The organism is Ruminococcus sp. OM06-36AC (assembly GCF_003438725.1).
GTDB lineage: Bacteria > Bacillota > Clostridia > Oscillospirales > Ruminococcaceae > Ruminococcus_C > Ruminococcus_C callidus.
Window position 1 is genome coordinate 144,127 of sequence record NZ_QSTT01000002.1, and the last position, 13,644, is coordinate 157,770.

The following is a 13,644-nucleotide window of genomic DNA, read 5'->3' on the forward strand; positions in this document are numbered from 1 at the left end:
CATGAGAAAATGGATCGGGATCCTGATGGCGGTCGGGTTCTGCCTTTGCACTGGCTGCGGCAGGACGGCTTCGCCTGAAGCTTCGGAAACGGAGACATCGTCCGTAGTGACAACGGCAAAGGTACAACTAGATGCGGTGCAGACAACTGCTGCTGTGCAGGAGGACGATGCCGCGGCAGTGACGACCAAGAAGAAGACTGTGGATGTGCCGAACGGGAAAAAGCTGACGGCGGTGACTCCAAAGCAAACGCTGGATACTGTGGAAAAGCAGGAGATCACAACTGCGGAAACGCAGAGTACGACTGCCATAGAAATGGTATACTATAGTGCAACTGGCTCTTATTGGCATCTATCGGAGGAATGTGCCAAAGAGGATTATGTCCACGTTGTGTACAATATGCAGGGAGAGACAATGCCTGCACCGAAGCCGCACATAATAAAATCGCCGAAAACAATGATCGTCGGCGGAAAAACGCCCTGCCCGAATTGTGCGGCAGGGGAATGAGGTGGAAAAATGGCTGTAAAGATATTTATTGACGGGCAGGCTGGCACTACCGGTCTGCGGATTCATGAACGGCTGGCAGACCGGAACGATCTGACCATGATTACCCTGACCGAGGAAACCCGAAAGGATCCGGAGGCAAGACGGGCTGCCATTCTGGAAAGCGACGTGACATTCTTGTGCCTGCCGGACGATGCGGCGAGAGAAGCTGTGGCACTGGCTGGCGATGCGGACGTGCGGATCATTGATGCTTCCACGGCACACCGCACCAATCCGGACTGGGCATATGGTTTTCCGGAACTGTCGCCGGAGCATCGGGAAAAGATTCGCCACTCCAAGCGTGTGGCAGTGCCGGGCTGTTATGCCAGCGGCTTCGCTTCGCTGGTGTATCCCATGGTGCACAGCGGACTGCTGCCCAAGGACTATCCGGTGCAGTGCTTCGCCATGTCCGGCTACAGCGGCGGCGGCAAGAAAATGATCGCCGAGATCGAATCTCCCGACCGTGCTCCGGAACTGTACAGCCCCCGTTTTTACGGTCTGGCAAACAATCACAAGCACCTGCCGGAAATGCAGAAGATCTCCGGTCTGGAAAAGAAGCCCATGTTCACCCCGATTGTAGATGATTACTATAACGGCATGGTGGTCTGCGTGCCGATTCAGGCGGCGATCTCCGGCTTTTCGCTGGAACCGGAACGGGTGCAGGAAATGCTGGAACGCCACTACGCCGGCTCGAACTTTGTGCACGTGCAGCCCCTGAAAACACCGGCAGAAATGACAGCCACCAAGCTGAGCTGCAACGACCTGCGGGACACCAACCAGATGGAAATTTTCGTGTTCGGCGATGCAAAGCAGATCTTGCTGTGCTCCCGTCTGGACAATCTGGGCAAGGGTGCCTCCGGTGCGGCAGTGCAGTGCATGAATATCATGCTGGGACTAGACGAAACTGTGGGACTTTTGTAAGGGAAACGCTGCGGAGGAATAACCAAATGAAACAAATTGAAAAAGTGCTGTATGACGGGTTTACTTATATCGACGGCGGCGTTTGTGCCGCAAAGGGCTTTCGTGCAAATGGCGTGTACTGTGGTATCAAGGAAAACCCCACGAAAAAACCGGATCTCTGTCTGGTCGTATCCGACAAGCTGTGCCGTGCTGCCGGCGTGTTTACTTCCAATAAGGTGAAAGCTGCACCGGTGCTGGTTTCCAAGGCACATCTGGAACAGACCGGCGGTAAGGCATGGGGCATGGTGCTAAGCTCCAAGAATGCCAACTGCTGTAATGCAGACGGTATTGACAAGGCGAACCGTGTCTGCGAACTGGCGGCGGAACAAATGGGCGTTCAGCCGGAAGAACTGCTGATCGCACAGACTGGTGTCATCGGTCAGGTCCTGCCGATTGAGCCGTTTGAACAGGGCATGGGCAAGGTGTATGACGGCTTGTCTGCTGAAAATCATGAGCAGGCAGCCATTGCCATTATGACAACAGATACCGTGCCGAAAGAAGTGGCAGTGGAATTCCAGCTGGGAGGAAAGACCTGCCACGTAGGTGCAATGGGCAAGGGCAGCGGTATGATCTGCCCGAATATGGCAACGACGCTGAATGTGGTAACGACGGACTGTGCGATCTCTGCGGAACTGTTACAGACAGCCCTCAGTGATGTGGTACAGTATACGTATAACTGCCTGTATATCGACGGCGACCAGTCCACCAATGATACCTGCGTGGTACTGGCAAACGGTCTGGCAGAAAATGCGGAGATCACCGAACAGAATGACGATTATGCCGTATTCCGTCAGGCTCTGTATATCGCGATGTCCAACATCACCAAGATGCTGGCAAAGGACGGCGAGGGTGCGACAAAACTGCTGGAGTGTACTGTGACCGGTGCGAAAGATCGGGAAAATGCACTGGCAGTTGCCAAGAGCGTGATCGCTTCTGATCTGCTGAAATGTGCCATGTTTGGTGCAGATGCCAACTGGGGACGGGTGCTGTGTGCCGTGGGCTATGCACCGGCGGAATTCGACATCGATCAGGTGGCTGTGACACTGGCTTCCCGTGCCGGTTCTGTGGACGTGTGCAAAAACGGTGCCGGCATCGACTTCTCCGAGGACATCGCCAAGACGGTGCTGCTGGAGGACGAGATCGAGATTCTGGTGTCTGTCGGCGACGGTCCGGCGGCGGCAACGGCGTGGGGCTGCGACCTGACATATGACTATGTAAAAATCAACGGTGACTACCGTTCTTGAGAGAGGCTTCGAGAAATGGGAGAGATATTGAACAATGTGCGGGCACAGGTGCTGGTAGATGCCCTGCCCTATATTCAGAAATACAACAACAAAATTCTGGTGGTCAAGTACGGCGGCAACGCCATGACCAACAAGGAACTGAAACAGGCAGTAATGGACGACATCGTGCTGCTGTCCTTGGTAGGTGTCAAGGTCGTGCTGGTGCACGGCGGCGGTCCGGAGATCAGCGACATGCTGAAGCGGCTGAACATCGAGTCCAAGTTTATCGGCGGTCTGCGGTATACCGATGAGGCAGCTGTGGACGTGGTAAAAATGGTGCTGTCCGGCAAGGTCAACAAGGAACTGGTCAGCCTGCTGACACGGACACGGGGCAAGGCTCTGGGAATGTGCGGCATCGACGGGCACATGCTGACGGCAGAACGGAAGCTGGGCCCCAACGGCGAAGATCTGGGCTTTGTAGGCGATATTGTCAAGGTCAACGAACAGCCCATTCTGGACGCTCTGAACAACGGCTATATTCCGGTCATTGCCACGGTGGCAACCGATGAGTTCGGGCAGTCCTATAACGTCAACGCGGATACAGCTGCGGCAAGAATCGCGGCACAGCTGCGGGCGGAAAATCTGATTCTGATGACGGACATTGCGGGACTGCTGCGGGACAAGGACGATCCGTCTACCCTGATTCCGTTTGTCAACGTCAGCGAAGTGCCGTTCCTGAAGCGGAAGGGCATCATCTCCGGCGGCATGATCCCGAAGATCGACTGCTGCGTAGAGGCAGTCCGCCGCGGTGTCAAGAAAACGGCGATCATTGACGGCAGAGTGCCCCACTCCATTCTGATCGAAACGCTATCCAATGAGGGCATCGGGACACAGTTCCGATAAGCACAGAAAGGATTTGAAAGAATGGGGTTGTTAGAACGTGCTGCGATGGAAGCAGCAAAGAAAATGGCGGAAAGTGAAGAAAGCCACACCGACACCAGAGGCATTGTCAAGGCATCAAAGGTGTTTCCGGTGGTTTCCATTGCCTCTATTCTGCTGGCTTTGGGAATGGCGTTTCTGAAGCACAGACAGAGTGATGCGGCGTTTTATGTACTGTCTGGGGTGTTTGCAGTGCTGGGAATCTGCCTGCTGATCTATGGGCACAATTTCAGAATCGAGTACGACCGCACGGGAATTACGGTGTACAACTTTTTCGGAAAGCCCAAGCAGTATACCCTGCAGGACGTGCAGAAGATCGAACTGAAAAGCGATGGCTATATTGTGTGGACTGCCAAGGGAAAAATTCGGGTGGAACAGCAGTTTTTCATTGGTGCAGATGCATTTCTCTGCTATCTGCGGGACTATCAGAAGGAGGAACAGGTATGAAGTTGACATCTGCAAGAAAAGATTATGGGATTTACGGCTTTATGGTAGTGGTGTTTTTGGCGGGGACAATTGCATTTTTTGTGCGGTATGGTACAAGTGAGATCTGGTATACGCTGCTGATGGTAGCATTCCTGCTGGTCAGCCTGTACTTTTTCACCTGTACGCTGCGGTTTCGGGTGATGTGGGACGATGACGGCATTCATATCCGGCAGAACTGGAAGCCGGAAGTGCACTATACTTGGGACGATTTTGAACAGATGTACATAAAGGACCAGTGCATCATGCTGCACCTGAACGGCAGGCGGTACGGCTTTTCTCAAGGCTGTCCCAACGCAATGGAACTGATCGAATTTTTGGAACAGAAATTTTCCGCTGAACAGGCGGCAGAATAAAGGAAATGATAACTATGACAACACAAGAGCAAATGAACCAGTCCGTCATGGGAACATACGGACGGTTTCCGGTGGTGATCGATCACGGTGCAGGGGAGTCCTGTGCTGACGAAACCGGAAAGCAGTACATCGACTTCGGCAGCGGCATCGGCACCACCTCTCTGGGCTACTGCAACGAGGCGTGGACGGAGGCAGTCTGCAAGCAGGTCAAGACCATGCAGCACACCTCCAACCTGTACTACACCAAGGTGCAGGCAGACTTCGCACAGAAGCTGTGCCAGACTGCCGGCTATGAAAAGGTGTTCTTCTGCAACAGCGGTGCAGAGGCAAACGAGTGTGCCATTAAGCTGGCGAGAAAGTACAGCTTCGACAAGTACGGCAAGGGCAGACACAAGATTCTGACGCTGGTGAATTCATTCCACGGCAGAACCCTCTGCACTCTGTCCGCCACCGGTCAGGACGTATTCCACAACTATTTCTTCCCGTTTGTGGAGGGCTTCGACTATGTGACAGCCAATGACATTGCCGATCTGGAATCCAAGCTGGACGACACCGTTTGTGCAGTGATGCTGGAATACATTCAGGGCGAGGGCGGCGTGAATGCACTGGAGCAGGCATTCGTGGACGCTGTTTTCGAGAAGTGTGCCGCAAAGGACGTGCTGGTCATTGCGGACGAAGTGCAGACCGGTGTGGGCAGAACCGGTACATTCCTTGCCGGTGAACAGTTCGGACACAAGGCAGACGTGACGACACTGGCAAAGGGCATTGCCGGCGGTCTGCCGATGGGGGCATGCCTTGCAAACGAGAAGTGTGCCGGCGTGCTGGGCAAGGGCTCTCACGGCTCTACATTCGGCGGCAATCCGGTATGCTGTGCCGGCGGTCTGGCAGTGCTGAACACCATTACCGCAGACGGCTTTCTGGCAGAAGTGCAGCGGAAAGCCAAGCTGCTGCGGGAGAAGCTGGAAAAGCTGGACGGCGTGGAGAGCGTCAGCGGTCTGGGACTGATGATCGGCATTGCCCTCAAGGACAAGAAAGCCATCGATGTGGCAAATGCGGCTCTGGAAAAGGGCTTGCTGGTGCTGACGGCAAAGACCAAGGTGCGTCTGCTGCCGCCGCTGACCATTACAGACGAGGAAATCGAAAAGGGCGTTGCCATTCTGGCGGACGTTCTGTCGAAATAAAGGAAACACTGCATAAAGCCCGCCTGACGGCTTTGCACGCAATCTGATTGCAGATTTTCAGCTTTATGCAGTGTTTCCTAAACGGAGGAGTTAGACTATGAAACATTTACTGAAAATGCTCGACCTGAGCACCGAAGAGATCATTGAGATTCTGGATCTTGCCGATCAGCTGAAGTACGAGCTGAAGCACGGCATTCCCCACCCGCATCTGAAAGGCAAGTCGCTGGGCATGATCTTCCAGAAGGCATCTACCCGTACCCGTGTTTCTTTTGAAACCGGCATGTACCAGCTGGGCGGACACCCGCTGTTCCTGTCTGCAAACGATCTGCAGATCGGCAGAGGCGAACCGGTGCAGGATACTGCCCGCGTTCTGTCCCGCTATCTGGACGGCATCATGATCCGTACCTTTGAGCAGAAAGAAGTGGAAGATCTGGCAGAGTACGGCTCGATCCCGATCATTAACGGTCTGACAGACTTCTGCCACCCGTGCCAGATCCTCGCAGACCTGATGACCATTCGGGAGTTCAAGAGCAGCTTCGACGGTCTGAAGATGTGCTTTATCGGCGACGGCAACAACATGGCAAACTCTCTGATCGTGGGCTGCCTGAAAGTCGGCATGTCCGTTTCCATTGCCTGCCCGAACGATTACCAGCCGGATCAGGAGGTACTGGACTTTGCGGCACAGTACGGCGACAAGTTCCAGATGACTGACAAGCCGCTGGAGGCTGCCAAGGACGCTGACGTGGTAATTACCGACGTATGGGCTTCTATGGGGCAGGAAGGCGAAGCAGAGAAGCGGAAAAAGGCATTCCACGGCTATCAGATCAACGATGAAGTCATGGCACAGGCTCACGACGACGCAATGGTACTGCACTGCCTGCCGGCACACCGCGAAGAAGAAATCACCACAAAGGTATTCGAGGCACATGCCAACGAGATCTTTGAGGAAGCAGAGAACCGCCTGCACGCACAGAAAGCGGTTATGGTAAAGCTGATGGCGTAAGGACGCTGTCGTTCTATAAACATCATGAAGGGCATTCTGTAAAAAACAGAGTGCCCTTTTTATGATATGCTTGACAACAGAAAATGAAAAATGTATAATAAAAAGAAATATTATATGGGAAAATCCCTGCGACAGGAGCGAAATGAGCATGTATAAAAAAATTTTAGTCGCAATTGGAGTGATCTTTTTGATTTTCTTTATTGTGAAGCTTTGCGAAAAGGGACCGTCAGAGCCGAGCAGTTTTGATTCGATTTATGAAGAAAGTCAAGAAGAATCCCAAGAAGAAACCAGTACATACGACAACTCCGACAGCGTGGTCACACGTAAGCGGGAGTATTCTTTTCCGGAGTATAACAGCGATACCGATGAAATTGACGATGAATACGAGGGCGAAGATTATGATGACTACGATACAAACTGGTTTGATGATTACGACGACGATGAGGGTGATTACGACTATTAGCGAAATAAACAAAATTCAACAAGAATATTTTACATCAATTTTACTTGACAAAGTCAAAACAGCGTGATATAATAATAAAGCTGTCGCACGAGAGCGAAAGTTGAGGAAACTTGTGAATAACGGAAACAGTGAAACGGATCGGGAGATCGACAGTTAGCGGTTGAAGTTGTTCAAGAAAAGTTCACTTGACAAAATGTTTGAAGTGTGGTAGAATGAATAGGCTGACTGTTTTGGACAGGCTGTTGAGGAAAAGGGAAAGAGAATGTGGAATGAACTTCAGTTCATAAAATGTTTACTTGACAAAATCGACAGAATGTGATAAAATAGAAAAGCTGGTCACAGCGAGAAGGAACGGAAAGAAAACAGGTTGAACTTCAGTTCACAAAATGTTTACTTGACAAAAACTTCTGAATGTGATATAATATAAAAGTTGCAGCACGAAAGCTGCTTCGAAAGTATCTTGAAAATTGAACAATGCACTACAAGCAAAAAGCCCTTGAGATTCCAAGAGATTGGAACTTTAAGAAGTCAGAAAAGACAGAAAAATCACAAAGGTAATTGCGAGCGAATCGTAATTGCTAGGATCGATATAAAGACGCGAAGCGTCTGTATATACAACTTAAATAAAGAGTTTGATCCTGGCTCAGGACGAACGCTGGCGGCACGCTTAACACATGCAAGTCGAACGGAGAACATTGAGCTTGCTTAATGTTCTTAGTGGCGGACGGGTGAGTAACACGTGAGTAACCTGCCTCTGAGAGTGGGATAGCTTCTGGAAACGGATGGTAATACCGCATAACATCATGGATTCGCATGTTTCTATGATCAAAGATTTATCGCTTAGAGATGGACTCGCGTCTGATTAGCTAGTTGGTAAGGTAACGGCTTACCAAGGCGACGATCAGTAGCCGGACTGAGAGGTTGATCGGCCACATTGGGACTGAGACACGGCCCAGACTCCTACGGGAGGCAGCAGTGGGGAATATTGCACAATGGGGGAAACCCTGATGCAGCGATGCCGCGTGGAGGAAGAAGGTTTTCGGATTGTAAACTCCTGTTGAAGAGGACGATAATGACGGTACTCTTTTAGAAAGCTCCGGCTAACTACGTGCCAGCAGCCGCGGTAATACGTAGGGAGCGAGCGTTGTCCGGAATTACTGGGTGTAAAGGGAGCGTAGGCGGGATGGCAAGTCAGATGTGAAAACTATGGGCTCAACCCATAGACTGCATTTGAAACTGTTGTTCTTGAGTGAGGTAGAGGTAAGCGGAATTCCTGGTGTAGCGGTGAAATGCGTAGAGATCAGGAGGAACATCGGTGGCGAAGGCGGCTTACTGGGCCTTTACTGACGCTGAGGCTCGAAAGCGTGGGGAGCAAACAGGATTAGATACCCTGGTAGTCCACGCCGTAAACGATGATTACTAGGTGTGGGGGGACTGACCCCTTCCGTGCCGCAGTTAACACAATAAGTAATCCACCTGGGGAGTACGGCCGCAAGGTTGAAACTCAAAGGAATTGACGGGGGCCCGCACAAGCAGTGGAGTATGTGGTTTAATTCGAAGCAACGCGAAGAACCTTACCAGGTCTTGACATCGAGTGACGTACCTAGAGATAGGTATTTTCTTCGGAACACAAAGACAGGTGGTGCATGGTTGTCGTCAGCTCGTGTCGTGAGATGTTGGGTTAAGTCCCGCAACGAGCGCAACCCTTACCATTAGTTGCTACGCAAGAGCACTCTAATGGGACTGCCGTTGACAAAACGGAGGAAGGTGGGGATGACGTCAAATCATCATGCCCCTTATGACCTGGGCTACACACGTACTACAATGGCAATAAAACAGAGGGAAGCAATACAGCGATGTGGAGCAAATCCCCAAAAATTGTCCCAGTTCAGATTGCAGGCTGCAACTCGCCTGCATGAAGTCGGAATTGCTAGTAATCGCAGATCAGCATGCTGCGGTGAATACGTTCCCGGGCCTTGTACACACCGCCCGTCACACCATGGGAGTCGGTAACACCCAAAGCCGGTCGTCTAACCTTCGGGAGGACGCCGTCTAAGGTGGGATTGATGACTGGGGTGAAGTCGTAACAAGGTAGCCGTATCGGAAGGTGCGGCTGGATCACCTCCTTTCTAAGGAGCACGAACGAAAGTTCAAAAGCTTCGGTCAGCAAGGGAGAGCAAGTAGAAAGAAAGCATTGTTCAATTTTGAGGATACTCAAGGAGAAAGAGTGTCTGCAAAAAGAAGCTTGAAAAACCGAGGGAAACCCGAACATGGGGGTGTAGCTCAGCTGGGAGAGCACCTGCTTTGCAAGCAGGGGGTCAGGAGTTCGATCCTCCTCATCTCCACCAAAAGGGCGCATAGCTCAGGTGGTTAGAGCGCACGCCTGATAAGCGTGAGGTCGATGGTTCGAGTCCATTTGTGCCCACCACTCACTTTTCTTTTTCGTGAAAAAAGAAAAGTAAGCAAAAGAAAAAAACAATTCGGGTTTACCAAAGAAAAGGCTTTAAGCTTACACGATGGTTTTTGAAAGAAAATGATTGTGTAGGAAAGAAGTGTCTTGCTTGCAAGAGCAAATATCAGTAGATGAAAAAGATCATCTGTTGATATCTGTTCTTGGAAAAGGACAGAAAAAAGTGCAGCTTGAAAACAGAATAATGAAAGCAAATGCAAGTGAAAACTACGAGTAAGTAGAAACAACGACATGAAGGTGAATAACCAAAATGTTGGGTAAAAAAATACTACAAATAGTTGGACGCGAAAATTCTGAGAAGAACCAAACGAACAAATGGTAAAGCAAAGAAGAGCGCAGAGTGAATGCCTTGGCATTGAGAGCCGAAGAAGGACGTGGTTAACTGCGATAAGCAGCGGGGAGTTGTAAGCAAGCATTGATCCGCTGATTTCCGAATGGAGCAATCCGCATGAAGTAGTTCATGCATCCATATGTAAATCAATAGCATATGGAGGGGAACCGCCTGAACTGAAACATCTAAGTAGGGCGAGGAAGAGAAATCAACCGAGATTCCGTAAGTAGTGGCGAGCGAACGCGGAAGAGGCCAAACCGAGAGAAGAAATTCTTTCGGGGTTCGGACTGCATTTAGCATTCCTGATCTTTAGTCGAACAGTCTGGGAAGGCTGACGAGAGAGTGTGAGAGTCACGTAGACGAAAAGGAGAAGGAGCGAGCAGGATCCAGAGTACCGCGGGGCACGTGAAATCCCGTGGGAAGATGGGGGGACCACCCTCCAAGCCTAAATACTACTCAATGACCGATAGCGTATAGTACTGTGAAGGAACGGTGAAAAGAACCCCGGGAGGGGAGTGAAAAGAACCTGAAACTCTGTGCTTACAAGCACATAGAGCACGTCAATGTGTGATATGGTACCTTTTGTAGAATGGTCCGGCGAGTTATGGTATGCAGCATGGTTAAGGACTTGAGGTCTGAAGCCGAAGCGAGAGCGAGTCTGACAAGGGCGATAAGTTGTATGCCATAGACCCGAAACCGGGTGACCTAGCCATGTCCAGGCTGAAGTGGAGGTAAAACTCCATGGAGGGCCGAACCGACCTCCGTTGAAAAGGCGGCGGATGAGATGTGGCTAGCGGAGAAATTCCAATCGAACCCGGATATAGCTGGTTCTCCCCGAAATAGCTTTAGGGCTAGCGTTGTATTAGATTACCGGAGGTAAAGCACTGAATGGGCTAGGGGCTGAGAAGTTACTGAACCCTATCAAACTAAGAATGCCGGATAATTGATGTACAGCAGTCAGACTATGTGAGATAAGTCTCATAGTCAAAAGGGAAACAGCCCAGACCCACAGCTAAGGTCCCAAAATGGATTTAAGTGGAAAAGGATGTGGAATTGCACAGACAACCAGGATGTTGGCTTAGAAGCAGCCACTCATTAAAAGAGTGCGTAATAGCTCACTGGTCGAGTGACTCTGCGCCGAAAATTCAACGGGGCTAAAATTCATACCGAAGCTTGGGCTTGACAGTAATGTCAGGGGTAGGGGAGCGTCGTATACGAGGTGAAGTCATAGCGGAAGCGGTGGTGGATTGTATACGAGTGAGAATGCCGGAATGAGTAGCGAGAATTATGTGAGAATCATAATGGCCGAAAGTCTAAGGTTTCCTGAGGAAGGTTCGTCCTCTCAGGGTTAGCCGGGAGCTAAGGTGAGGCGGAAACGCGTAGCCGATGCACATACGGTAGAAATTCCGTAGCCTCCGAAGATTTAAGCACAGGGACACTTTTGAAGGGCTGAGCCGGGCGTTGGTTGCCCCGGTCGAAAGGGACACGAGTGAGTGGAAGTCAGTTTGGAAAGAGGCGAGAAAAGCTGTGTGTATATGGAAGGAGCCCGTACCGCAAACCGACACAGGTAGACAGGAAGAAGATTCTAAGGCCAGCGGGAGAAGGGTTGTTAAGGAACTCGGCAAGTTGACCCCGTAACTTCGGGAGAAGGGGTGCTTACGAAGGTAAGCCGCAGAGAATAGGCCCAAGCGACTGTTTAGCAAAAACACAGCTCTATGCTAAATCGAAAGATGACGTATATGGGGTGACACCTGCCCGGTGCTGGAAGGTTAAGAGGAGATGTGAGAGCATTGAATTGAAGCCCCAGTAAACGGCGGCCGTAACTATAACGGTCCTAAGGTAGCGAAATTCCTTGTCAGGTAAGTTCTGACCCGCACGAATGGTGTAACGATTTGGGCACTGTCTCAACAACCCACCCGGCGAAATTGTAGTACCGGTGAAGATGCCGGTTACCCGCGACTAGACGGAAAGACCCCATGGAGCTTCACTGCAGCTTAATATTGGATTTCGGTATTTCATGTACAGGATAGGTGGGAGACTGGGAAATACAGGCGTCAGCTTGTATGGAGTCATTGTTGGGATACCACTCTTGAGGTGCTGGAATTCTAACCTGTGGCCTTGAATCAGGTCAGGGGACATTGTTAGGCGGGCAGTTTGACTGGGGCGGTCGCCTCCTAAAAGGTAACGGAGGCGCTCAAAGGTTCGCTCAGCATGGACGGAAACCATGCCAGAGAGTGCAAACGCATAAGCGAGCCTAACTGCGAGACTGACGGGTCGAGCAGTAACGAAAGTTGGAGTTAGTGATCCGGCGGTATATGTGAGTGGAAATGCCGTCGCTCAACGGATAAAAGCTACCCTGGGGATAACAGGCTGATCTCCCCCAAGAGTCCACATCGACGGGGAGGTTTGGCACCTCGATGTCGGCTCATCGCATCCTGGGGCTGAATTCGGTCCCAAGGGTTTGGCTGTTCGCCAATTAAAGCGGTACGCGAGCTGGGTTCAGAACGTCGTGAGACAGTTCGGTCCCTATCTGTCGTGGGCGTTGGAGATTTGAAAGGAGCTGTCCCTAGTACGAGAGGACCGGGATGGACGCACCTCTGGTGCACCAGTTGTCACGCCAGTGGCACAGCTGGGCAGCTATGTGCGGAACGGATAAACGCTGAAAGCATCTAAGCGTGAAGCCGCCCTTAAGATAAGATCTCCTTTAAGACCCCTTGTAGACTACGAGGTTGATAGGTCTGATGTGTAAGCATGGTGACATGTTTAGCTTGCAGATACTAATCGGTCGTTCGCTTTTCCTTTTGTTCATTGCGTCCCTTAACGCACTTCATTTGTTCTTCATTTATCTCTGTTTTTTAGTTCGCCGGTGTTTATGGCAAAGAGGTTCCACCCGTTCCCTTTCCGAACACGGAAGTTAAGCTCTTTTACGCCTACGATACTTGATCATCTCGATCTGGAAAAATTGGGCAATGCCGGCTCTTTTCAAAAGGTTCGTTCTTACGGAACGAACCTTTTTTCGTTATATTTTTGGAAGGAAGGGTACTGTGATGAATATTATCTTTTTGATCAAGCCGAAATGTGATACTGCCTATTTGTATACCGATGATTCTGTGCGGCAGGGTCTGGAAAAAATGTACTATCATAAGTATACCGCGATTCCTGTAATTGATCATGACGGAATCTATTGTGGTACGATTACAGAAGGGGATTTTCTCTGGAACGTGCTCGGAAAAAATCCTGTCAATGCAGCGTTGCAGCAGGATATTCGCAGTCTGGAACATCAGTCTGTTTCGGATTTGCTTCGCCCGGATTTTAATCCGCCGGTGAAAGTTTCTGCAACTATGGACGATCTTTTGCAGCGTGTCATGGATCAGAATTTTGTGCCGGTGATCGATGATCGAAACGTGTTCGTGGGAATTATTACCCGAAAAGATGTCATCGGATACTTTGCAAAAATATGATTTTTTGTAGGTCTGCTCAAATTTTTTGTGAATCGTTATCAGCAGTCTGTCTTTTCAAAACAATTTCGCAATTGCGAGATGTTTTGGAAAGGCAGGCTGCTTTTTTCTGTCATTTTCCATATTACGCAGGATTAACCCAAACTGTCAGATTCTCCGAAAAATTGATTTTGAATTTACAATGTCGCACCCGTTTTCGCGAAATGTTTTATGAGAGTTTCACACAATGCCGATAG

The 13,644-nt window shown here is 50.4% G+C and carries 10 protein-coding genes, 2 tRNA genes and 3 rRNA genes; all 15 read left to right on the forward strand.

Annotation, left to right across the window (positions count from 1 at the left end):
- Position 1: 1 nt before the first annotated feature.
- The 15 genes from DXB92_RS02650 to DXB92_RS02720 all read left to right on the forward strand — a co-directional run bounded on the left by DXB92_RS02650 (position 2) and on the right by DXB92_RS02720 (position 13,411).
- Positions 2 to 505, forward strand: a complete 504-nt coding sequence (locus DXB92_RS02650; RefSeq protein WP_040647921.1) for a hypothetical protein — start codon at positions 2 to 4, stop codon at positions 503 to 505.
- Between the two features lie 9 nt (positions 506 to 514).
- Positions 515 to 1,462, forward strand: a complete 948-nt coding sequence (argC, locus tag DXB92_RS02655) for an N-acetyl-gamma-glutamyl-phosphate reductase (RefSeq protein ID WP_117732254.1) — start codon at positions 515 to 517, stop codon at positions 1,460 to 1,462.
- A 26-nt stretch (positions 1,463 to 1,488) separates the two neighbouring features.
- Positions 1,489 to 2,745 (forward strand): bifunctional glutamate N-acetyltransferase/amino-acid acetyltransferase ArgJ, encoded by a 1,257-nt coding sequence (gene argJ / locus DXB92_RS02660; protein ID WP_117732256.1) that lies wholly within the window; start codon positions 1,489 to 1,491, stop codon positions 2,743 to 2,745.
- A gap of 15 nt (positions 2,746 to 2,760) precedes the next feature.
- Positions 2,761 to 3,627, forward strand: coding sequence for an acetylglutamate kinase (argB, locus tag DXB92_RS02665; protein ID WP_021682788.1), 867 nt, complete (start codon positions 2,761 to 2,763; stop codon positions 3,625 to 3,627).
- 21 nt (positions 3,628 to 3,648) lie between these two features.
- A complete protein-coding gene (locus tag DXB92_RS02670; RefSeq protein WP_021682789.1) occupies positions 3,649 to 4,110 on the forward strand; it encodes a hypothetical protein in 462 nt (153 codons plus the stop codon).
- The gene (locus DXB92_RS02675; protein ID WP_021682790.1) at positions 4,107 to 4,502 is read left to right on the forward strand and encodes a hypothetical protein; all 396 of its coding nucleotides are present in this window, start codon (positions 4,107 to 4,109) and stop codon (positions 4,500 to 4,502) included. The genes DXB92_RS02670 and DXB92_RS02675 overlap by 4 nt, the downstream gene beginning before the upstream one ends.
- A gap of 14 nt (positions 4,503 to 4,516) precedes the next feature.
- Positions 4,517 to 5,683 (forward strand): aspartate aminotransferase family protein, encoded by a 1,167-nt coding sequence (locus DXB92_RS02680; protein ID WP_117732258.1) that lies wholly within the window; start codon positions 4,517 to 4,519, stop codon positions 5,681 to 5,683.
- Between the two features lie 97 nt (positions 5,684 to 5,780).
- Positions 5,781 to 6,686 (forward strand): ornithine carbamoyltransferase, encoded by a 906-nt coding sequence (gene argF / locus DXB92_RS02685; RefSeq protein WP_021682792.1) that lies wholly within the window; start codon positions 5,781 to 5,783, stop codon positions 6,684 to 6,686.
- Between the two features lie 148 nt (positions 6,687 to 6,834).
- The gene (locus DXB92_RS02690; RefSeq protein ID WP_040647924.1) at positions 6,835 to 7,149 is read left to right on the forward strand and encodes a hypothetical protein; all 315 of its coding nucleotides are present in this window, start codon (positions 6,835 to 6,837) and stop codon (positions 7,147 to 7,149) included.
- A gap of 620 nt (positions 7,150 to 7,769) precedes the next feature.
- Positions 7,770 to 9,278: ribosomal RNA gene (locus DXB92_RS02695) — 16S ribosomal RNA — on the forward strand.
- 143 nt (positions 9,279 to 9,421) lie between these two features.
- Positions 9,422 to 9,497 (forward strand) — tRNA-Ala (locus tag DXB92_RS02700).
- A 3-nt stretch (positions 9,498 to 9,500) separates the two neighbouring features.
- A tRNA-Ile gene (locus DXB92_RS02705) sits at positions 9,501 to 9,577 on the forward strand.
- Between the two features lie 359 nt (positions 9,578 to 9,936).
- Positions 9,937 to 12,751, forward strand: a 23S ribosomal RNA gene (locus tag DXB92_RS02710).
- A gap of 61 nt (positions 12,752 to 12,812) precedes the next feature.
- Positions 12,813 to 12,928 (forward strand): 5S ribosomal RNA (rrf, locus tag DXB92_RS02715).
- Together the 16S, 23S and 5S rRNA genes with 2 tRNA genes alongside form the textbook arrangement of a ribosomal RNA operon.
- A gap of 69 nt (positions 12,929 to 12,997) precedes the next feature.
- On the forward strand, positions 12,998 to 13,411 hold the full coding sequence (locus DXB92_RS02720; protein ID WP_040647739.1) for a CBS domain-containing protein: 414 nt from the start codon (positions 12,998 to 13,000) through the stop codon (positions 13,409 to 13,411).
- The last annotated feature ends 233 nt before the right edge of the window (positions 13,412 to 13,644 follow it).